This is a genomic window from Profundibacterium mesophilum KAUST100406-0324, from assembly GCF_009835145.1.
GTDB lineage: Bacteria > Pseudomonadota > Alphaproteobacteria > Rhodobacterales > Rhodobacteraceae > Profundibacterium > Profundibacterium mesophilum.
This window is the reverse complement of the sequence record NZ_APKE01000025.1, coordinates 1-19,513: the sequence shown is the minus strand read 5'-3', so window position 1 is coordinate 19,513 and position 19,513 is coordinate 1. Positions and strand designations below refer to the sequence as shown.

Sequence of the window (19,513 nt, the reverse complement as noted above, 5' to 3'; positions counted from 1 at the left end):
AAAGGGAATTGACCCTGATTCGCGCATGATTCATCTTCTTATCCACAAGATGAAAGCGTCGCCCAACGGCGCAATGAACGAGGCCGAGATGACGACGAAGATCGCGACGGGGGCAGCCGAGCTGCCGCTTAACCAAATCGTGCCCGGTGACTGTATCGAGGTCATGAACAGTCTGCCGGAGGCGTCGGTTGACCTGATCTTCGCCGACCCGCCCTACAACCTGCAACTGAAGGGCGACCTGCATCGCCCCGACAACAGCCGCGTGGATGCCGTCGACGATGCCTGGGACCAGTTCTCGAGCTTCGCCGCCTATGACAGGTTCACCCGCGACTGGCTCGCCGCCGCGCGCCGGCTCCTCAAGCCGCATGGCGCGATCTGGGTGATCGGCAGCTATCACAACGTCTTTCGCCTCGGGGCCGAATTGCAGAACCAGGGCTTCTGGATTCTCAATGACGTCGTCTGGCGCAAGTCCAACCCGATGCCGAACTTCCGCGGCAAGCGGCTGACGAATGCGCATGAGACGCTGATCTGGGCCTCCAAGCAGGAGGCCAGCAAGTACACCTTCAACTACGACGCGCTGAAGGCGCTGAACGAAGGGGTGCAGATGCGCTCCGACTGGGTGCTGCCGATCTGCTCGGGCCATGAGCGGCTGAAGGACGAGGCCGGCGACAAGGCGCATCCGACCCAGAAGCCCGAATCGCTCCTGCACCGTGTCCTGCTCGGCACCACCAATCCCGGCGATGTCGTTCTCGATCCCTTTTTCGGCACCGGCACCACCGGCGCCGTGGCCAAGATGCTGGGTCGCGACTTCATAGGCATCGAGCGTGAGAAATCCTACCGCGATGCCGCGCGCGCGCGCCTCGACAAGGTGCGCAAATACGACCGCGCCACCCTCGAGGTGACGCAGTCCAAGCGTGCCCTTCCACGCATCCCCTTCGGCCAGCTGATCGAACGCGGGCTGCTGCGGCCCGGCGAGATGCTGGTCAACGCGCGTGGACAGATGGCCAAGGTGCGCGTGGACGGCACGCTCATCGCCGATGACATCCGCGGCTCCATCCACCAGGTCGGCGCGGCGCTCGACGGCGCGCCCAGCTGCAACGGCTGGACCTATTGGAGCTTTCGCCGGGAGGGGCAGATGGTGCCCATCGACCTGCTGCGCCAGCAACTGCGCGCCGAACTGGGCTGAGCCCGTCCGCATGTCGGGAGCCGCCGGGATCCGGACGGGCTCGACGCTCCCCCCCGGTGGGTCGCGGCGGGGCACCGGAGCATGTCCCCGGCAAAGGCGCGGCGGGTCGCGGCGGGGCCGGTCGGAGGCGGGTCGGGTGCATGCCGAGCGCGGGCTCCGGGACAGGTCCGCCGCACGGTGCCCGGCTGCGCCACGCGCTTTTTCGCCGCCCTGCCCCAGCTTCTGCCGTGACGGCAGCCGCTCGCCCGCCTAGATAGAGGTCAGGCCCAAGGAGAACGCATCATGTCACAGACCGTCCGCTCGATGACCCTCGCCAGCCGCCCGACAGGGCAGCCCACCGCGCAGAATTTCGCCCTGACCGAGACCGCGATGCCCGAGCCCGCCGAAGGCGAAGTGCTGGTGCGCGTCATCTGGCTCTCGCTCGATCCCTACATGCGCGGCCGGATGGATGACGCGAAATCCTACGCCCCCCCGGTCGAGATCGGCGGAATCATGGAGGGCGGTGCCGTCGGCGAGGTCATCGCATCGCGCCACGCGGGCTTCTCCGAGGGCGACATCGCGCTCGGCGCCTTCGGCTGGACCAGCCACGCCGCCCTGCCCGGCGACGCGCTGCGCAAGGTCGATCCCGCCATCGCACCGATCCAGACCGCGCTCGGCGTGCTGGGCATGCCCGGGATCACCGCCTGGGTCGGCGTCAACCGCATCATCGGCATCCAGCAAGGCGAGACCGCCCTGATCTCTGCGGCGACCGGCGCGGTCGGCACGCTGGCCGGGCAGCTCGCGCAGATCAAGGGTGCCAGGGCGATCGGCGTCGCGGGTGGTGAGGAAAAGTGCGCCTATGCCACCTCCGAGCTGGGCTACGCCGCCTGCCTCGATCACAAGGCGCTCGATGCGGCCGGCCTGAAGGAAGCATTGGCCGCCGCGGCGCCCGGCGGCGTCGACGGTTATTTCGAGAATGTCGGGGGCAAGACCCTCGAGGCGGCCCTGTCGGGAATGAACGATCACGGCCGCATCGCGCTATGCGGCATGATCGCCTGGTATTCGGGGCGCGGGCTGGACGAGGCGATGTCCCTGCCGGCGGCCTGGCGCGCCATCCTGGTCAAGCGCCTCAAGGTCGAGGGCTTCATCATCTTCGATCACATGCATCTCTATCCCGAATTCCTCGCCGAGGTCGCACCGATGGTGAAGGACGGGCGCATCCGCTACCGCGAGAGCATCGCAGAAGGGCTGGAGGCGGCGCCGGATGCCTTCATCTCGATGCTGGAGGGCGGCAATTTCGGCAAGCAACTTGTGCGTGTCGGCGACGATCCCTGATCGCTTGCAAAGGTCCTCCCGGGTCGTAAGGGTGCTGACAGGCAACCTTCAGGGAGGACCACCCATGCAACGTATCGCAACAGCCGCGCTGGCGCTGCTCGCCGCGGCGCCGGCCATCGCGCAGACCCCCATCGACAGCATCCGCCCCGATGCGCCCGAGCTCGCCCCCTATGGCGATCACGCGGTCGGGGTCAGGACCCTCACCCTGACGCGCGAGGGGGTTCCCGACATCGTCAACGCGACCCCCGAGGCGCAGCCGAGCTACGACCGCGCGCTGACGGTCGAGCTGTGGTATCCGGCAGCCGACGGCACCCGGCCCGGCACCGACTACGAGACGGTGCTGCGCGATGGCGAGACGGAGGTGACGCTGACGGGCCGCGCCGCACGCGATGCCGATCCCGCCGCCGAGGGAAGCTACCCGCTGGTGATCGTCTCCCATGGCTATCCGGGCAATCGCTTCCTGATGAGCCACCTGGCCGAGAACATCGCCTCCAAGGGCTATGTCGTGGCCTCGATCGACCATCGCGATTCGACCTATTCGGACATGGCGGCCTTTGGCTCGACCCTTGTGAACCGACCCCGCGACCAGGCCTTCGTGCTCGATGAGCTGGCAAGCGCGACGGACGATGTCGGGCAGATCACCGATGCCGAGCGCACCGGGGTCATCGGCTATTCGATGGGCGGCTACGGGGCGCTGATCTTCGCGGGCGCCGGCGTCGCGCAGGCCGCGCTCGAGGGCCGCTACGCGCCGCCCGCCGGACTTCTGGAGATCAACGCGGCCGGCAGCGAAAGCCACGAGGCCCTGCCCGACGAGCGGGTCAAGGCGGTGATCGCCATCGGCCCCTGGGGGCGCAACCGAGACTTCTGGGATGCCGAGGGGCTGGGCGCGATCACCACGCCCCTGATGCTGGTGGCGGGCAGTGTCGACGATGTTTCCGAATATCCCTTCATCCGCACCATCTTCGAGGAGACGACGGGTACCGAGCGGCACCTGCTGACCTTCGAGAACGCCAACCACAACGCCGCCGCCCCCTTCCCCGCCCCGCGCGAGGCCTGGGCGCAGTCCGAGAAGCTCGGCTGGCCGCCCTTCGAGCATTACGCCGACGCGGTCTGGGACACTGTGCGGATGAACAACATCCTGCAGCATTTCTCCACCGCCTTCCTCGACCTGCACCTGAAGGGCGAGGAGGACAAGAAGACCTTCCTCTCGCTTACACCCAATGCCGCCGACGGGGTCTGGGCGATGGAGGAGGACGACACGCCGAAGCCCGAGCACACCTACTGGGCCGGGTTCGCCAACCGCACGGCGGCCGGCCTGCGCTTCGAGACGAGGCGCGCCGAGTGAGCTAGCGCGGGGCGGGATTGGCGCCGGTGTTGTAGGGGCGCCAATCCTCCACCTCCGGGTAATGGGCCGCGCGCCAGGCCCGCACGCGCGGGTTCATCCGCCGGCGCCAGAGCGGCGGGATCATCGCCAGCGTCGTCATCACCGGATAGCCGAAGGGAAGCTGCGGCGCCGTTTCGGGTCCATGCGCCTGGAGCAGCGGAAAGCGCCGGTCGGGCCGGCTGTGATGGTCCGAATGACGCTGCAGATTGATCAGCAGCCAGTTCGACGCCTTGTGCGTGGCGTTCCACGAATGGCGCGGCAGGACATGCTCGTAACGCCCGCCGCCCAAGTGCTTGCGCGTCAGCCCGTAATGCTCGACGTAATTGACCAGCTCGAGCTGCCAGATCGCCACGAGCGCCTGGAAGACGAAGAAGCCAAGGCCTGTCCATCCCCCCAGCACGATGGCAAGCGCCATGAAACCCAGTTGCAGCGCCAGGTAGCGCCAGAAGGGATTGCGCGGATGATGCGCCGGCAATCCGCGCCGCGCCAGCAGCGCCGCCTCCGCCGCGAAGGCCGAGCGCCAGCAGGCGATCACGACCCGCGGAAAGAAGCGGTGGAAGCCCTCGTTGTAGCGCGCCGTCACCGGATCGCGCGGCGTTCCGACATAACGGTGATGCACCAGCAGATGCTCGGAGCGGAAATGCGAATAGAGCACCATTCCCATCAGAAGATCGCCCAGCCAGCGTTCGATTCGGTTGCGCTGATGCATCAGCTCATGGGCATAGGTGATGCCGATCGTGCCGCTGATCACCCCCGCCCCGAAGGCGAGACCCAGCCTCTCCCATCCGCCGAGATGCGGCGCGCGGGCGGTATAGGCGATGAGGCCGAAGATCACGAAGGCCTGTACCACCGGCCAGACGAGCGTGATCGCGCGGTGCCAGCGCAGCGCGCTGTCCGGCGTGAGCGGGTCCGCGTTGCCGCGCTCATGGCCGATCAGCGCATCCAGCACCGAGAAGAGATACCAGGTGCAGAGCGGCACGAGCAGGACGAGCCATCCGCCGAACACCGCCCCCGCCCATGCCAGCGGCACGAGCCCGAGGGACATCCAGAACGGTGCGGCATTGGCCAGTCGGTGCATGTGCTGCTCCCCTTGTCTCATGCCGCGAGCATAGCGCCTAGCGGAAGCCGGGCTCAATCGCATCGAGCGCGGGGAGCGCAAGGTCATGCGCCTTTCGCATCACCGTCGGCAGATCGCTGCGGCGAAAGGCGCCAGGTTCGAGAAAACGGCCGCGGGTGGGAAGGCTGCCTTGCGGCAGCCGCGCGATCTGCACGCACAGATGCAGGTGGAAATGGGTGAAGGTGTGGCGCAGCCCGGCATCGAGCATCCGCCAGTCGGCCGCAACGGGCGGCACGGGAGGCACGGACGGCGGCGCATCGGCGCCCCCCTCCCCGGCGGGCAGCCAGTCGCTTCCGGGCCAGCCGAGCATCCCGCCCAAAAGCCCGGAGGGCGGGCGCTCCTCGAGAAGCCAGGCGCCATCGGCGCGCCGCCCGACGAAGATCACCCCCTCGCGCACGGGCTTGGGCTTCTTGGCAAGCTTGCGCGGCAGCTCCGCCGCGCGCCCCTCCGCGCGCGCCATGCACAGGTCCATCAGCGGGCAAATCCCGCAGGCCGGCCGGCGCGGTGTGCAGATCGTCGCGCCCAGGTCCATCACCGCCTGCGCGTGATCGCCGGGACGCAGCTTCGGGGTGAGGGCAGCGGCGCGGTCGGTCAGCGCGGGCTTGGCCCCGGGAAGCGGCTGCTCCACGGCAAAGAGCCGCGCCATGACCCGCTCGACATTGCCATCCACGACCGTCAGGGGCAGATCGAAGGCGATCGCCCCGAGCGATGCGGCGGTGTAGCGTCCGATCCCCGGCAGGGCGAGAAGCGCGTCGTGATCGGCCGGGAACCGCCCGCCATGCAGATCGCGCACCGCCCGCGCGCATTTGAGCAGGTTGCGCGCCCGTGCATAATAGCCGAGCCCCGCCCATTCGCCCATCACCTGCGCGTCCGGGGCCGCGGCGAGGGCCAGCACATCGGGCCAGAGCGCGGTGAACCGCTCGAAATAGCCGCGCACGGCCGCCACCGTTGTCTGCTGCAGCATCACCTCGCTGAGCCAGACGCGGTAGGGATCGGGGCGCTGCCCCGTGGCGCGTGCCGCGGGACCCACCCGCCAGGGCATCTGCCGCGCATGCGCGTCATACCAGTGCAGGAGCGCCGCGCCCGCCTCCGCCTCGATCCGTGCCACATTCATCCGCGCTTTTCCTGCAACCGCCGCGCCCCCGCAGCAGGTAGCCACCCGCGCCGCGATCCACAAGAAGACCCGCCGCGCCCTCCCCCGGTGAACGCGGTCGCATCATGGTGATCGCCGCGGCGCTGTTGCCTCTGGCACTTGCCGGCGAGGGCCATAGAATGGCGATCATGAACAAGGGCCCGAATTCCAAAGCCAAGCGTCCCAGCCGGGGCTTTCGCAGCGCCGCCGGCCTGCTGCAGACACGTATCCGGCAAGCCGGGGAGAGCCGGGGATTCGCGGTCACGCGCCTGCTGACCCACTGGGCCGAGATCGTGGGGCCGGAATTCGCCGGCGTCGCCCGTCCTGTCGACGTGCGCTATGGCCGCAAGGGATTCGGCGCGACGCTCACCGTCCTGACGACCGGCGCGCAGGCGCAGATGCTCGAGATGTCGAAGGCGCGGATCCTGGAGCGGGTGAACGCCTGCTACGGCTACAACGCGATCAGCCGCATCTTCATCACCCAGACCGCGCCCACCGGCTTCGCCGATGGCGCGGTGCAGTTCGGCCATGCGCCGGCGCCGGATGCGCCCCGCCGCGATCCCGAACTGCGCGCCCGCGCCGCCGAAACCGCTTCGGCGGTCAGCGATCCGGGGCTCAAGGCGGCCCTTGAAGCCCTTGGCGAAAACATCCTTACTGCGCGCAACACCACGAAAGGATCCTGAATGACCCGTCTTGCCCTTCTCGCCGCGACGACCGCCCTGATCATGGGCGCCGCCGGCCTCTCCCCCCAGACGCTCGGCTCCGCCGCGCAAGCCCAGGATGCAAAGGCCGTGCAGGACGGCGCGATCGACACGGCCGAGGAGGCGGCCACCGAGGTGATCGAGATGTCGATGGGCAATCCCGATGCCGAGGTGACGGTCATCGAATACGCCTCCTTCACCTGCCCGCATTGCAAGAACTTCCATGCCGGCCCGCTCAAGGAGTTGAAATCCGAGTATATCGACCCCGGCAAGATCAACTTCATCTACCGCGAGATCTATTTCGACCGCTACGGCCTGTGGGCCGGGATGCTGGCGCGCTGCGGCGGTCCGGCCCGTTACTTCGGCCTCGCCGACCTGCTCTATGAGCAGCAGTCGGAATGGACCAAGGGCGAGCCGGCGCAGGTCGCCGACAATCTGCGGCGGCTCGGCAAGACCGCCGGGCTGGAGGAAGACCGGATCGAGGCCTGCATGAGCGATGCCGACAAGGCCCAGGCGATGGTGGCCCGCTTCGAGGAGACCTCGAAGGCCGACGACATCAACTCCACCCCATCCTTCGTGATCAACGGCAAGAAATACAGCAACATGAACTACGAGGACTTCTCCGAGATCCTCGACGCCGAACTGGCGGAGTGAGCGCCGTGCAGGCGCCGCTCGCGGGTCTGAAGGTCGTCGAGCTGGCGCGCATCCTGGCCGGTCCCTGGGCCGGCCAGACATTGGCCGATCTGGGGGCCGAGGTCATCAAGGTCGAAAGCCCCGAGGGCGACGACACCCGCAAATGGGGGCCGCCCTTCATCGAGCGCGACGGTGATCGCTCGGCCTCCTATTTCCATGGCTGCAATCGCGGCAAGCGCTCGGTGGCCTGCGATTTCCGCACCCATGAGGGACAGGCCCTCGTGCGCGATCTCGTGGCCGACGCGGACGTGCTGATCGAGAACTTCAAGGTCGGCGGGCTGGCGAAATACGGGCTCGACCATGCCGCGCTCTCGGCGCTCAACCCCCGCCTCGTCTATTGCTCGATCACCGGCTTCGGGCAGACCGGCCCCTACGCGCACCGGGCGGGCTACGACTACATCATCCAGGGCATGTCGGGACTGATGAGCGTGACCGGCGCGCCCGAGGGCCAGCCGCAGAAGGTCGGCGTCGCCGTCACCGACATCTTCACCGGGGTCTACGCCACCACCGCGATCCTCGCGGCACTGCGCGAGCGGGACCGGACGGGCATCGGCACCCATATCGACATGGCGCTGCTCGACGTGGCCGTCGCGATCAACGCGAACCAGGCGATGAACTACCTCGTGACCGGCACGCCTCCGGGCCGCATCGGCAACGCGCATCAGAACCTTACCCCCTACCAGGTCTTCGACTGCAAGGATGGCTGGCTGATCATCGCGGTCGGCAATGACGGTCAGTTCAAGCGTTTCTGCGCCCTGCTCGGCCTGCCGGAGATGGCGGACGAACCGTTGTTTCACGTGAACTCGGCCCGCATCGAGAACCGCGCGGAGATGACGCGCCGGCTGACCGAGGCCACCTTGCGGCACAGCAAGGCCGAGCTTCTGGCCGCCTGCGAGGCGCAAGGCGTGCCAGCAGGGCCGATCAACGACATGGCGGAGGTTTTCGACGATCCGCAGGTGCGCGATCGCGGCCTCTTGCAGCATGTGGACGGCATTCCCACGGTGCGCGCACCCTTCCGCTTCTCAGGCCAGGGCACCCTGCCGGAACGCGCCTCGCCCAAGCTCGATGCGGATGGGCCGGCCCTGCGCGCCGCGCCGGGGCGCAAGGATCGCGGCGCCTGCTGACGCGGCGCGCTCAGAGGCCCAGCGCCGAGAGCGCCGCGTCCAGCGGTGCCGGATCGGCGAGCTTCAGCCTGACCGGCAGGGCAAGGACCTTGCCGCGGAACTCGGGCGGCAGGCGCACCGCGTCCTTCTCCGTGGTCACGAGCTGCGCGCCGAGGGCTGCCGCCTCCGCCTCCATCCGGCTCATCAATGCGCGGCTGAGCGGCTGGTGATCGTCGAGCGCACGGGTGCCGCGCAGATCGGCCCCGAGGTCGCGCAAGGTCTCGAACATCTTCTCCGGGCGGCCGATGCCGGCAAAGGCATAGACCGGCATGCCCTCCCACTCCATTCCCGTCCGCAGCGCCTCCAGGGCGCCGCGCAGGCGCACCACACCCGCACCCTCCGCATGGTCGCCCAGCGCCGCGTCGAACTGCGCCTGCGCCTGCGGCGGCCCGATCGAAAGCAGCAGGTCGGCACGCGCCATTCCCGCCGCGACCGGCTCGCGCAGCGGCCCGCCGGGCAGGACCCGGCCATTGCCGAACCCCGCCGCCGCATCGACCACCACCACGGCGAGGTCCTTGTGCAGGGCCGGATCCTGGAAGCCATCATCCATGAGGATCACCTGCGCTCCCGCGGCTTCGGCCGCGCGGGCACAGGCGGCCCGGTCCCGCCCGACCCAGCAGGGCGCGAAGGCGGAGATCAGCAGGGGCTCATCGCCGGTGCGCGCGGCGTCATGGCGCAGGGGATCGACACGGAGCGGGCCGCTTTCGCTGCCGCCATAGCCGCGCGAGATCACATGCGGCGCCCGTCCCCGCGCAGTCAGGCGTTCGATCAGGGCGATCACGGTGGGGGTCTTGCCGGTGCCGCCCACGTTGATGTTCCCGGCGCAGATCACCGGAATACCGGCCCGGCGACGCGGCGCCCGCGCCACCCGGCGCGCCGTCGCCGCCGCGTAGAGCGCCGAGAGCGGAGCCGCCGCGCGGGCCGCCCAACCCGGATCGGCCGCCGGGCGCTGCCAGAAGGCAGGAGGCCGCAGGCTCATTGGCTTACCTCGTCGAGCATCGCCTCGATCAGCTCATGGGCGCGGTTGAACGCATCCGCCCCATCGGTCGTGACCATCCAGGCGGCATGGGCGAGGCGCGCGACCTTCTCGGGCGAGAGCAACCGCTCCACCACCCGGCCCAGGTCCTCCCCGTCGCGCACGCGCCACGCCGCGCGTCCTTGGTGCAGGGCCGCGTAGCTGTCGGCATGGGCCGCGGTCGCCGGCCCGTGCAGGACCGCCGAGCCGAGCGCGGCGGGGGCGCCGGGATCGCGTCCGGCGGCCGGGGGCGAGAGCGTGCCGCCCAGAAAGCTGATCGGGGCAAGACGATACCAAAGGCCATCCTCGCCCGCCGTATCGGCCACGTAGATCGCCGTGTCGTCCCGCGGCTCCTCGTCCGCCGAGCGCAGCGCGCAGCGCCAGCCCTGCGCGGCGAGGCGGTCGCGCAGCATCGCGCCCTCTTCGGGCGCCTCGGGCACCACGATCAACAGAAGCCGGTGCGACAGGTGACTGGCGATCCGGTGGGCGGTGGCGACCGCGGCGAGCTCCTCCGCGCGCAAGCCCGCGGCGAGCCAGACGGGGCGGCTCAGAAGCAACCCGGCCAGATGCTCGCGCTCACCCTCGTTGCAGCGCAGCGGCGCCTGCAGCGGACGCAACCGGCCCACCCGTTCGACCGCCCGGCCAAGCTGGCTCTCGAGGCCGGCGGGCGGGGGCGTGCTGGCCAGCAGGAAACGAAAGCGCGCGAGCTGCCGCGCGCCCCCCTTGCGAAATCGCCCCGGCAAAGCGCGCAGGTCGAGATCGATGCCCCCCATCGGGACCCCACGGTCGAGGGCCGCTCCGGCGAGGGCCGGACGCATGTCCATGCCCACCCAGATCGCCATGTCCGGGCGCCAATGGGAAAGAAAACGCTGCGCGATGGCCGGGGTGTCGATCGGCGCGGCGACCACCCGCTCGCCGGGGACCTCGCCGCACGCCGCGCGCAGCGCGGAAGGCTCGTCGCAACTCAGCAGGCATGACAGGTCGCGATGCTCCTGGCGCAGTGCCGCCAGCAGGGAGCGGATCCCCCGCGGATCGACCCCCGGCGCCAGATGCACCCACAATAGCGTTCCCCCCGGACGCTCCGCGCGGCTTCGGCCGAGGCTCTCGTCCAGGTCACCCGGGATCGCATCCGCGCCGGGCGCGGCCAGCTTGCGCCGCGCCGCGATCGCCGCGCGCTCCGCGCCGGCACGGCGAAGGAGTTGCGCGAAGGACAGGCTCATGCCCGCCGGCGCCGGACCTCAGACACCGATTTCCTCGGTCGGTGACGCGGCCGTCTCCTCGTCGCGCAGGCGATGGATATGGGCGATGAAATACCGCATGTGGGCGTTGTCCACGGTCCGCTGCGCCTCACGCTTCCAGGCGCCGTAGGCACTGGCGTAATCGGGAAACATGCCGACGACATGGATGTCGTCGACGGATTTGAAGACGTTTTCCGACGGATCGACGAGTTCCCCGCCGAAGACGAGGTGCAGACGCTGGGTCATTATGCTCTCCGGTTGCGTTTCGCGCGCAGACTACGCCCCGGTGCAGGCGCGTCAAGCGGTGCGGACCGGCGGACCCCTGCGCCGTTCGGGATCACGCGCGCCGGGGCGGCCGCGGGGCCCATGCCCCGGGGCGAGACGCTCAGGCCAGCTCGCCGCGCAGCCGCTCGTGCAGGGACCACGGGGCGGCCAGCATCCCGTCGGTGCGCCGCCCGGGCGAGTTGAAGCGCTGCGGCGCGCCGTGCCTGTCGGTGACGAGCCCCCCCGCCTCCGCCACGATCAGGGCGCCCGCCGCCACGTCCCATTCCCAGGCCGGGCGCAGCGTCACCATCGCATCGTAGCGCCCCTCGGCCACGAGGGCGAGGCGGTAGGCCATGGGCGGGCAGTAATCCCTGTCGATCCCCGGCACCGCGCCGCGCCAGCTCCTGGAGGAGAGGGTCGGACCGGAGGCCAGGATGCGCGCGGCATGCGGATCGCCGGCTTCCGACACGCCGATCGGCCTGCCGTTGAGCATCGCGCCCTGCCCGCGGGCCGCCGAGTAGAGCTTGTCCTCGATCGGCAGGTAGATGACGGCGGCGGTGATCTGCCCGCCTTCGCAAACGGCAAGCGAATGGCACCATTCGGTCTGTCCGGCCACGAAGGCCCGGGTGCCGTCGATCGGGTCAAGGATGAAACAATGCTCCGCCGCGAGCCGCTCGGCGCTGTCGGCGCTCTCCTCGCTCAGCCAGCCATAGCTCGGTCGCGCCCCGATCAGCGTCTTGCGCAGATGGGTATCGACCGCGAGATCGGCCTCGCTGACGGGGCTCTTGTCGGCCTTGCCCCAGACCTGCGGATCGGAGCGCCAGTGCTTGCGGGCGATCTCCGCCGCGGCGAGCACCGCGTCTATGAGAAGGGGGAGGTCAGTCGCCGGCAAGGGTCAGCCCCTCGACCAGGAGCGAGGGCACGCGGCGGCTCAGATGCGGGCGGGCGTCATTGGCCGGCACGATGCTGCGCAGCATCTGCGGCAGGGAGCCGGCCAGGGTGATCTCGTTCACCGGATAGGCGATCTCGCCATTCTCGATCCAGAAGCCCGACGCGCCGCGCGAATAGTCGCCCGTGTTGGGGTTGATCGAGCTGCCGAGCATCGAGGTGACGAGCAGCCCCGTCCCGATCTCCCGCATCATCGCCTCGCGGCTGAGCGTGCCTTGCGTCAAGGAGATGTTGCCTGTCACGGGGGCCGGCGGGCCGGATGTGCCGCGCGCCGCGTTCGCCGTGCTGCGCATCCCCAGCTTGCGGGCCGTGGCCAGATCGAGCGTCCAGCCGCACAGAACGCCGTCCTCGACGATGGCCCGCCGCGTGGTGGGCAGCCCCTCGGCGTCGAAGGGCCGCGATCCCGCACAGCGCGGACGCCGCGGATCTTCGATGATCGAGAGCCCCTCCGGCAAAACCTGCGTGCCGAGCGCGCCGCGCAACCAGGAGGCGCCGCGTGCCACGGCCGCGCCATTGGCCGCCTGCAGCAAATGCCCGATCAGCCCGGTCGAGATCCGCTCGTCATAGATCACCGGATAGGCGCCGGTCCTGGGACGGCGCGCGCCGTTGCGGGCCACCGTGCGTTCGCCGGCGCGCCGCCCGATCGTCTCGGGGTCGGGCATGTCGGCGGCGTAGATGCGGGTCTCGCCGTCGTAATCGCGCTCCATTCCGCTGCCGCTGCCGGTGATCGCGACGCAGGAGAGCGCGGTATCGGTCCGGGCGTAGCCGCCGCTGAAGCCATTGCTCGCCGCGACATGGATCGCCCGGCGCCCGTAGCCGGCGCTCGCCGATTGCACCTGCGAGACACCCTCGACCCCCAGCGCGGCGGCCTCGGCCCGGCAGGCGAGCGCCTCGAGCGTCGCGGGATCGGGTTCGGCGGCAGGATCGGCCAGGTCGAGCGCCGCCAGGTCCCATTCGCGCGCCAGCTGGTCGGGATCGGCGAGGCCGAGCGTGTCGTCGGCGGGGGCCTCGCGGGCCATCGCCACCGCGCGCGCGGCCATCGTGGCGAGGGTCTCGGGCTTGATGTCGGAGGCCGAGACGCAGGCCTGCCTCTGGCCGATCAGGACCCGCAGACCGATATCGACACCCTCCGAGCGCTCGGCATGTTCGAGACGGCCATTGAGCACGTCGATGGAGATCGAGGTGCCGTCCACGGCGATCGCGTCGGCCGCGTCGGCCCCCGCCTTCCTGGCCTGCGCGAGCAGGTCTGAGGCGAGTTGTTCAAGACGGTCGGACATTGCGATGGCTCCTGCGGGTCAGCTCTGGACCTAAGCGTGGGTGTGCGAGGGTGCAAGGGCGCGGCTCAGCGCAGGCGCTGGCCATTGGCGGTGATGGTGCCGTCGGGGCCGAACTCGATGCGGCTGCGCACGGTGTCGGGCGCCTCGGCGGGGGATGCGAACATGCCGAGCATCATCTGGGCCCCCATCGCCTGTCCCGGCGGGATCACCCCGATCCTGGCAAGGTTCTCGATCAGTCCCGTGCTGCCTTTCAACCAGAGCTGCACGGCACCGGTCGGGGCGGGAAAACCGGGATAACTGTGCCTGTCCTCGGGATCGAAGGTCAGCGTCCCGGTCCCGCTCAGCTCGGCCCCCGCGACCGACAGCGCCAGGTCGCGCAGCTCCAGCGTCCGCGGCTCGAGCGGCGGCACCCCTTCGGCAAGCGCCGCCGGGTCGGTCAGATCGCCGGTCACCTGCGCCGTTCCGTCCATCTCCAGCAGGAGCCTTGCCGGATCGCGCGGCAGGACCCCCGACGGGTCGAGGACCGTCCAGATCGGCTCTGACAGCGTCAGGCCGGCCAGATCGAGCAGAAGCGCGAAGGGAGAGGCCGCGTCGGAGGCGGCCACGGGCAGCTCGGCGCGTGCGCGCAGCCGGTCGAACGCGGCGCCGATCGGCGCCAGTCCCAATCGCTCGGACAGGAACTCGAAGGCGAGCCCGTCGGAGCGCAGGGCATAGCGCATCGTCCCGTCCTCGACCGCCGAATCGAAACCGCCGCCGCGGCTGTTTCCGGCGATGCGGCTCTCGCTGCCGCCGCCCGAATAGGTCAGCTCGAAGCGTCCGCCCTCATGGGCGATCGCGGCGCGGGCCGTGGCCTCTCCGCTCAGCAGCGCCGCGGCGACATCGCCGCCCGGACCCGAGCCGTCGCTGCGGGCGGCGAGGGTCACGTCGTCATAGCTGGCGGTGAGGGCCGCGCGCCCGCCGCCGCCCTCGGGATCGACCGCGGAAAGCGTGAGCGCGGCCCGCGCGGCCCGCAGATCGGAGGTGATGCCGGGCGCGGAACCGTCGCCGGCGACGCCGTAAAGGCCGCTGACATCCTCGAACGTGAACGCAAGGTCGATCGGAGCGCGCGCGTCGGCCGGGCCGGGAACCGATGTCACGCGCAGCGCATCGGCTTCGATGTCGTAGCGCACGCGCGCCGGGTCGCCCCGCGCGGTCATCTCGAGCCCCTCGCTCACCAGCGTCAGGTCGACCCGCATCCCCGCCGGATCTCCCGGCGCGGGCAGGAAGCTGATATCGTAGCGCGGCGAGACCTCGATCGCGACGCTGCCATCGGGATTGGGTGCGAGCCGGACCATGTCGATACGGGTGCGCATCACCCCGTCGGGCAGGATCGCCTCCGCCGTCAGCTCGCGCAGCTGCAGGGCGCCGCCCTCGCGGTCCTGCCGGTCCGCCAAGAGGGTCTGTCCCGAGGCCGCGCCAAGCGACTTCCAGCTCTCCCACAGCGCGTCAGGCGTGATCTGCGCCGCGGCCGGGCCCGCGCTCCATGCGAGCACTGCGAAGGCATGGACGACGACCGGGGCCCCGAGAGCGTTCCGGCGAATGATGTTGCGAAGCACGTTCTACCCCTCTTGGCGGTCACTGCCCATACAATTGGAGGGCGCGCCGCCGGGGTCAAGCGCAAGGCAAGGCCCGGGCGGGCGCCCGTGCCATGCCCGTGCCATGCCCGTGCCATGCCTCTGCGGCCCGCTCGGGTCCGGCGCGGGTCACGCGCCGCGCCGGGGCGGCGCATTCGGGCGCGATATTCCCGCTCGCTTCGCGCTGGATCATCGCGTCCGCGGCAGATAGCCTTCAGGCGGAATGCCATAGGAGGATTTCATGGGAGCCTTGACTGGAAAGACGGCGGTCATCACCGGGGCGAGCCGCGGGATCGGGGCGCAGACGGCCCGCGTTTTCGCCGAGGCCGGCGCGAAGGTGGCCCTTCTGGCGCGCAGCGGCGACGCGATCGCCGAGCTGGCGGGCGAGCTTGGCCCCGATACGGCCATCGCGATCCCCTGCGACGTGTCGCGCTTCTGGGAGGTGCAGGCCGCGTTCGAGGCAGCACGCGCGGCCTTCGGCGGGCTCGATGTCGTGATCAACAATGCCGGGGTCATCGAGCCGATCGCCCACCTGTCGGAGGTCGATCCCGATGCCTGGAGCCAGTCGATCGACATCAACCTCAAGGGTGTGTTTCACGGGATGCGCGCCGCCCTTCCGGTGATGCGCGCGCAGCGCTCGGGCACCATCGTGACCGTTTCCTCCGGCGCGGCGCACAATCCCGTCGAGGCCTGGTCGCAATATTGCGCGGCCAAGGCGGGCGCGGCGATGCTGACGCGTGCGGCGCATCTGGAAAACAGCGGTCGCGGCCTGCGCATCATGGGCCTGTCGCCCGGAACCGTCGCCACCGAGATGCAGCGCGAGATCAAGCATAGCGGCATCAACCCCGTGAGCCAGCTCGACTGGTCGGCGCATATCCCGGCGGAATGGCCGGCAAGGGCGCTCCTGTGGATGTGCGGCCCGGAGGCCGACGCGCATCTGGGCGATGAGATCTCGCTGCGCGAGGAAGAGATCAGGACCAAGATCGGCCTGTCGCGGTGATCGACTGCCACGAGGCGCAGGGGATCGTCACGATCCGCCTCGCCCGGCCCGACAAGGCCAACGCGCTGACCGCGCCCATGCTCGAGGCGTTGATCGGGCATGTCGCGGGGGCGCGCGGCGCACGCGCGGTGATCGTGACGGGCACGGGCGCTGTCTTCTCCGCCGGCGCCGATCTTGCGCAGGCGCGCGCGGGACTTGCGACATCGCCCCTGTGGGAGACGCTCTCGGGCGCCATCGCCTCCCTGCCCTGCCCGAGCATCGCCGCCCTGAACGGCACGGCCGCCGGAGGCGCGCTGGGTATGGTGCTGGCCTGCGATCTGCGCATCGCCGTGCCGGGAAGCGAGATATTCTACCCGGTGATGAAACGCGGCTTCCTGCCACAGCCATCGGACCCCGCCCGCCTCACCGCGCTGGTCGGACCGGCGCGTGCCGCCCTGATCCTGCTGGCCGGGGCGCGGATCGGCACCGAGGAGGCGCTGCGCATCGGACTGATCGAACGCATCGCGGCATCCGATACACTGCTGCAGACGGCGCAGGCGCTTTGCGCGGATGCCTGCGGCGCATCGCCCGGCCATGCCGCGGCGATCAAGGCGATGCTTCGCGGCGGCGCGGCCCCATGAGATCAGCGGCGCGAACGGCGCCCCCTGCGGCTCCCCGCGCGGCGCGAATGAAAGCCCGGAGGCCGGCTCGCCACCCAGGCGATGAAGGTCGCGAGGCGCGGATGCGCGCGCAGGGCCTCGATGGTGTTGAAGGAGCGGGCCAGTTCCGTCTCGCCCAGGCTGACATGGATCTCGTCATGGCAGATCTGCGGCCTTAGGTAGCAAACGCACCAAGCATACAACGGTTGTAACCGCTATCCTGATGGCATGAAACAACTTCGCCTAGGCCGCGTGTCAGAGGACACCATCCGCAACGCCCTGCTTTATATCCGAGCGGAGTGCCTGCGCGACGGTGCGCCTGGATTGGCTGAGGTGGACGAGCTACTGCGCCTGCGCGGGCATGAAGTGGCCCATGTGCCGGTGAAGACGGAACGCCTGTTCAAGAGGGGCAAGCTGCGGATCGCTGTGCTGGCGGCTCTACGCGACGGACCGAAGACAGGGCCGCAGATAGCGGCGCACATCGCGGAAGCCGAGGGCCTGCCCTACAGGACGGTCTACAAGCGGCTGTACCAGTGCCTGCACACGCTCAAGGAATCTGAGACGGTTAGTCGCGAGAAGGACCGGATGCGGCGGTATGTGTGGAAGATCCGTTAACAGCCAAAGTGGCCCATGAGATATTCTTTCGCGGGCGTCGTCGTATCTGCTATGATGGTTCTGGGGAGGCTGGAACCAACCCCAGAACCGACGAAAGTTTGCATGAACTCTCTTTTGCAAGGATCATCCTAAAAGATTTTTTCGGGATTGTGCAGGCTTTCACGTCACCACCTTAAGTGATTGATATGAAAGCATAATATGAAAGAAAATAACTCGCCGGTCACCGGCTACCAATACCCACTCGACCTCGAAATCGTGGTGGAAAAGGAAATCGACGGCGTCGGGATGGGGGTCCTGAACGATGGAACCCCCTTCCTCAACATGCGCGGACTCGCCCGGATGTGTGGTGTGGACCATGCCGTCATCGTAAGGATCACTGACCAATGGGCCGCTGAGCCGTTGAAGCCTCGCGAAAGAAGGATCAAAGAGATTGTTCGGGAGCAGGGTTATGACGATTCTCTGTCGTTTTACGCCGTAGTCAAAGACGGCACCATCAACCATGCGATCCCTGCCCACGTGTGCATGGCGATCCTTGAATACTACGCCTTTGAAGCAAAGCAGGGAACTCGCGACCACGCGCTTTCAAGCTACAGAACTCTTGCCAAGAAGGGCCTAAGCGATTTTGTTTACGCCCACGTCGGCTACAACCCTACCAATGCGGTCGATATCTCTTGGCGGCAGTTCCATGACAGGGTGACGCTAACCGCGGATTCTGTTCCCTTTGGGTATTTCAGTATTTTCCGCGAGATCGCTGGGATCATTGTTCCGATGATCAAGGCAGGGATATCGGTTGGACCGCATATCGTCCCTGACATCAGCGTAGGGCAACGGTGGGGCGCAAAGTGGAAAAAAGAGAATCTCGAAGCGGTCTACGGGATGAGGGAAAAGTACGAGCATAACTATCCGGATTATTTTCCGCAGGCTCTTTCAAATCCCCAACACCCTTGGTGCTATCCTGACGATGCACTTGCTGAGTTCAGGGCATGGTTCAAGCAAGAGTATCTTGCCGAACACTTTCCCACGTACCTGAACGGGCAAGTCAAAGGCGGTAAGATCAAAGCTCCCATCGGCGCAAAAATGCTGGCGGCTGCGAATCCGAAGATCGGGCTGTCGAAGAACTGAACACACATGGCAACGGGCGATCACACCGCCCGTTGCCAATAGCCTTTCCAAGACCGGCTGACCGGGGCGTCCATTGAGTTCGACACCATGATGTGCGCCAGCGTACCGTTGTCGGTGCGGCGGTTGTCCTCAAGCCATGCGGCGTGGTTCGCGTACTGGTGAAGGTACTGCGGGCTGACGTGGTGGTGCTGGCCCTGCACCATGCGGCGCAGACGCGAGAAGAAGCTTTCTACCATATTCGTGTGCTTGCCGTGGTCGCTGTAGATTTCCGAGTGGTTCACACGGTCCACCATCCAGCCGGCGTGGAGCATGTCCCAGTGGGACGCTTCGTCGGCTGACATGGTGGCGATGCGGCTGACGTTCTCGATTGAGAATGCCACGCCTTCGCCTTCGTGCTTGGCAACGAACGGAAGGGTGCGACCGGCGCGCTCGCGCAGCGCGACGACAACGCGGCGCTGTCCGGTCTGGTGACGCTTCAAGCGGCGGTCAACGCGGTTGGCTTTGACGTTCTCGGGGCGGATATGGCCGCCGAAGTACGCGCCGTCAATTTCAACGTGACCGTCAAGGACAACGCCCGTCTGAACTTCCTGCGCCATTGCTTCGCGCAGCTTGTGAGCCAGGACGAACGCCGTCTTGTACTGGCAGTCCAGATCGCGGCTCAGTTGGATCATGCTGACGCCCTTGGAGGCGTTCACGATGATGCAGATCGCGGCCAGCAGATCCACGAAATCCATCTTGCGGCTGGCGAAGATCGTGCCGCTAGTGACGCTGAACTGGTGGGCGCAAGCCTTGCACTTGAACTTGCGGCGCGTGGTGATCTTGTACGTTTCGTCATGCGAACAACGGGGGCAGATCGCCTCGCCATCGGTCTCGGCCCAACGCATCTTGCAGAAGGTCTCGTAGGCCGCATCCTCGCCCGCCTTGTAGATCTGACGAAGCGAGAGGGTGCGAGACGCTGCTGAAAGTAGAAAGTGCTGTGCCATTTGTACCGTATCCGATGCCTATGCATCGTAAGCATCCGGCGTAGGCCGTGGTCATGCGGCGCGTTGGCGCTCCGATGGCTGCCAATTCCATGGGAGAAGGTCCGGCACGC

General features: G+C 68.4%; 19 protein-coding genes and 1 pseudogene. 10 read left to right on the top strand and 10 right to left on the bottom strand.

Features of this window, described 5'->3' with window-relative positions; translation table 11 throughout:
- Positions 1-88 precede the first annotated feature (88 nt).
- From PMES_RS10495 to PMES_RS10485, 3 genes are all read left to right on the top strand, one after another.
- The gene (locus PMES_RS10495; protein WP_159965715.1) at positions 89-1,186 is read left to right on the top strand and encodes a site-specific DNA-methyltransferase; all 1,098 of its coding nucleotides are present in this window, start codon (positions 89-91) and stop codon (positions 1,184-1,186) included.
- A 282-nt stretch (positions 1,187-1,468) separates the two neighbouring features.
- Positions 1,469-2,500: an NADP-dependent oxidoreductase gene (locus tag PMES_RS10490; protein ID WP_159965640.1), complete on the top strand. Its 1,032-nt coding sequence runs from the start codon at positions 1,469-1,471 to the stop codon at positions 2,498-2,500.
- Between the two features lie 64 nt (positions 2,501-2,564).
- Positions 2,565-3,845, top strand: a complete 1,281-nt coding sequence (locus PMES_RS10485; RefSeq protein WP_159965639.1) for an alpha/beta hydrolase family protein — start codon at positions 2,565-2,567, stop codon at positions 3,843-3,845.
- 1 nt (position 3,846) lies between these two features.
- Here the strand turns inward: PMES_RS10485 and PMES_RS10480 are convergent, their stop codons facing one another.
- Positions 3,847-4,962 carry an alkane 1-monooxygenase gene (locus PMES_RS10480; RefSeq protein ID WP_236549775.1) on the bottom strand — a complete coding sequence of 372 codons (1,116 nt, stop codon included), beginning with the start codon at positions 4,960-4,962 and terminating at the stop codon, positions 3,847-3,849.
- Between the two features lie 37 nt (positions 4,963-4,999).
- The gene (locus PMES_RS10475) at positions 5,000-6,115 is read right to left on the bottom strand and encodes an A/G-specific adenine glycosylase (RefSeq protein WP_159965637.1); all 1,116 of its coding nucleotides are present in this window, start codon (positions 6,113-6,115) and stop codon (positions 5,000-5,002) included.
- A gap of 167 nt (positions 6,116-6,282) precedes the next feature.
- On the opposite strand from PMES_RS10475, the gene PMES_RS10470 reads away from it, so the two are divergent.
- The 3 genes from PMES_RS10470 to PMES_RS10460 are packed head-to-tail and all read left to right on the top strand — an operon-like array spanning position 6,283 to position 8,651.
- The gene (locus tag PMES_RS10470) at positions 6,283-6,816 is read left to right on the top strand and encodes a DUF721 domain-containing protein (protein ID WP_159965714.1); all 534 of its coding nucleotides are present in this window, start codon (positions 6,283-6,285) and stop codon (positions 6,814-6,816) included.
- Positions 6,817-7,488, top strand: a complete 672-nt coding sequence (locus PMES_RS10465; RefSeq protein ID WP_159965636.1) for a DsbA family protein — start codon at positions 6,817-6,819, stop codon at positions 7,486-7,488.
- 5 nt (positions 7,489-7,493) lie between these two features.
- A complete protein-coding gene (locus PMES_RS10460) occupies positions 7,494-8,651 on the top strand; it encodes a CaiB/BaiF CoA transferase family protein (protein ID WP_159965635.1) in 1,158 nt (385 codons plus the stop codon).
- Positions 8,652-8,661: 10 nt separating this feature from the next.
- Here PMES_RS10460 and lpxK read toward each other — a convergent pair whose 3' ends face one another.
- The 6 genes from lpxK to PMES_RS10430 form a co-directional block, all read right to left on the bottom strand.
- The gene (lpxK, locus tag PMES_RS10455; RefSeq protein WP_159965713.1) at positions 8,662-9,663 is read right to left on the bottom strand and encodes a tetraacyldisaccharide 4'-kinase; all 1,002 of its coding nucleotides are present in this window, start codon (positions 9,661-9,663) and stop codon (positions 8,662-8,664) included.
- Positions 9,664-9,665: 2 nt separating this feature from the next.
- Positions 9,666-10,925, bottom strand: coding sequence for a 3-deoxy-D-manno-octulosonic acid transferase (locus tag PMES_RS10450; RefSeq protein ID WP_159965634.1), 1,260 nt, complete (start codon positions 10,923-10,925; stop codon positions 9,666-9,668).
- Positions 10,926-10,943: 18 nt separating this feature from the next.
- Entirely contained in the window at positions 10,944-11,189 is a 246-nt protein-coding gene (locus PMES_RS10445; protein ID WP_159965633.1) for a DUF4170 domain-containing protein, read from the bottom strand.
- A 139-nt stretch (positions 11,190-11,328) separates the two neighbouring features.
- A complete protein-coding gene (locus tag PMES_RS10440) occupies positions 11,329-12,099 on the bottom strand; it encodes an inositol monophosphatase family protein (RefSeq protein WP_159965632.1) in 771 nt (256 codons plus the stop codon).
- Positions 12,086-13,432, bottom strand: coding sequence for a TldD/PmbA family protein (locus PMES_RS10435; protein WP_159965631.1), 1,347 nt, complete (start codon positions 13,430-13,432; stop codon positions 12,086-12,088). Before PMES_RS10435 ends, PMES_RS10440 begins: the two co-directional genes overlap by 14 nt.
- 65 nt (positions 13,433-13,497) lie before the next feature.
- On the bottom strand, positions 13,498-15,027 hold the full coding sequence (locus PMES_RS10430) for a DUF2125 domain-containing protein (RefSeq protein WP_159965630.1): 1,530 nt from the start codon (positions 15,025-15,027) through the stop codon (positions 13,498-13,500).
- A 259-nt stretch (positions 15,028-15,286) separates the two neighbouring features.
- On the opposite strand from PMES_RS10430, the gene PMES_RS10425 reads away from it, so the two are divergent.
- Together PMES_RS10425 and PMES_RS10420 are read left to right on the top strand one after the other, a co-directional pair.
- Positions 15,287-16,045, top strand: coding sequence for an SDR family oxidoreductase (locus PMES_RS10425; RefSeq protein ID WP_159965629.1), 759 nt, complete (start codon positions 15,287-15,289; stop codon positions 16,043-16,045).
- Positions 16,042-16,665 carry an enoyl-CoA hydratase/isomerase family protein gene (locus tag PMES_RS10420; protein ID WP_159965628.1) on the top strand — a complete coding sequence of 208 codons (624 nt, stop codon included), beginning with the start codon at positions 16,042-16,044 and terminating at the stop codon, positions 16,663-16,665. Before PMES_RS10425 ends, PMES_RS10420 begins: the two co-directional genes overlap by 4 nt.
- Before the next feature lie 2 nt (positions 16,666-16,667).
- On the opposite strand, the pseudogene PMES_RS10415 reads toward PMES_RS10420, so the two are convergent.
- Positions 16,668-16,853 (bottom strand): annotated as a pseudogene (locus PMES_RS10415) (HNH endonuclease); the annotation flags it as partial.
- 58 nt (positions 16,854-16,911) lie between these two features.
- On the opposite strand from PMES_RS10415, the gene PMES_RS10410 reads away from it, so the two are divergent.
- Both PMES_RS10410 and PMES_RS10405 read left to right on the top strand, forming a co-directional pair.
- The gene (locus PMES_RS10410) at positions 16,912-17,298 is read left to right on the top strand and encodes a helix-turn-helix transcriptional regulator (protein WP_159965627.1); all 387 of its coding nucleotides are present in this window, start codon (positions 16,912-16,914) and stop codon (positions 17,296-17,298) included.
- Between the two features lie 198 nt (positions 17,299-17,496).
- Positions 17,497-18,420 (top strand): BstA C-terminal domain-containing protein, encoded by a 924-nt coding sequence (locus PMES_RS10405; protein ID WP_159965626.1) that lies wholly within the window; start codon positions 17,497-17,499, stop codon positions 18,418-18,420.
- Between the two features lie 20 nt (positions 18,421-18,440).
- On the opposite strand, the gene PMES_RS10400 is transcribed toward PMES_RS10405, so the two are convergent.
- A complete protein-coding gene (locus tag PMES_RS10400; protein ID WP_159965625.1) occupies positions 18,441-19,403 on the bottom strand; it encodes an IS1595 family transposase in 963 nt (320 codons plus the stop codon).
- Between the last annotated feature and the right edge of the window lie 110 nt (positions 19,404-19,513).

What these genes read in the sequence shown, in the direction of transcription:
- PMES_RS10465 (WP_159965636.1), top strand. Translation starts at nt 6,817, where the DNA reads ATGACCCGTCTTGCCCTTCTCGCCGCGACGACCGCCCTGATCATGGGC.
- PMES_RS10425 (WP_159965629.1), top strand. Translation starts at nt 15,287, where the DNA reads ATGGGAGCCTTGACTGGAAAGACGGCGGTCATCACCGGGGCGAGCCGC.
- PMES_RS10480 (WP_236549775.1), bottom strand. Translation starts at nt 4,962, where the DNA reads ATGCACCGACTGGCCAATGCCGCACCGTTCTGGATGTCCCTCGGGCTC.
- PMES_RS10410 (WP_159965627.1), top strand. Translation starts at nt 16,912, where the DNA reads ATGAAACAACTTCGCCTAGGCCGCGTGTCAGAGGACACCATCCGCAAC.
- PMES_RS10450 (WP_159965634.1), bottom strand. Translation starts at nt 10,925, where the DNA reads ATGAGCCTGTCCTTCGCGCAACTCCTTCGCCGTGCCGGCGCGGAGCGC.
- PMES_RS10445 (WP_159965633.1), bottom strand. Translation starts at nt 11,189, where the DNA reads ATGACCCAGCGTCTGCACCTCGTCTTCGGCGGGGAACTCGTCGATCCG.
- PMES_RS10435 (WP_159965631.1), bottom strand. Translation starts at nt 13,432, where the DNA reads ATGTCCGACCGTCTTGAACAACTCGCCTCAGACCTGCTCGCGCAGGCC.
- PMES_RS10400 (WP_159965625.1), bottom strand. Translation starts at nt 19,403, where the DNA reads ATGGCACAGCACTTTCTACTTTCAGCAGCGTCTCGCACCCTCTCGCTT.
- PMES_RS10495 (WP_159965715.1), top strand. Translation starts at nt 89, where the DNA reads ATGACGACGAAGATCGCGACGGGGGCAGCCGAGCTGCCGCTTAACCAA.
- PMES_RS10405 (WP_159965626.1), top strand. Translation starts at nt 17,497, where the DNA reads ATGAAAGAAAATAACTCGCCGGTCACCGGCTACCAATACCCACTCGAC.
- PMES_RS10470 (WP_159965714.1), top strand. Translation starts at nt 6,283, where the DNA reads ATGAACAAGGGCCCGAATTCCAAAGCCAAGCGTCCCAGCCGGGGCTTT.
- PMES_RS10485 (WP_159965639.1), top strand. Translation starts at nt 2,565, where the DNA reads ATGCAACGTATCGCAACAGCCGCGCTGGCGCTGCTCGCCGCGGCGCCG.
- PMES_RS10490 (WP_159965640.1), top strand. Translation starts at nt 1,469, where the DNA reads ATGTCACAGACCGTCCGCTCGATGACCCTCGCCAGCCGCCCGACAGGG.
- PMES_RS10475 (WP_159965637.1), bottom strand. Translation starts at nt 6,115, where the DNA reads ATGAATGTGGCACGGATCGAGGCGGAGGCGGGCGCGGCGCTCCTGCAC.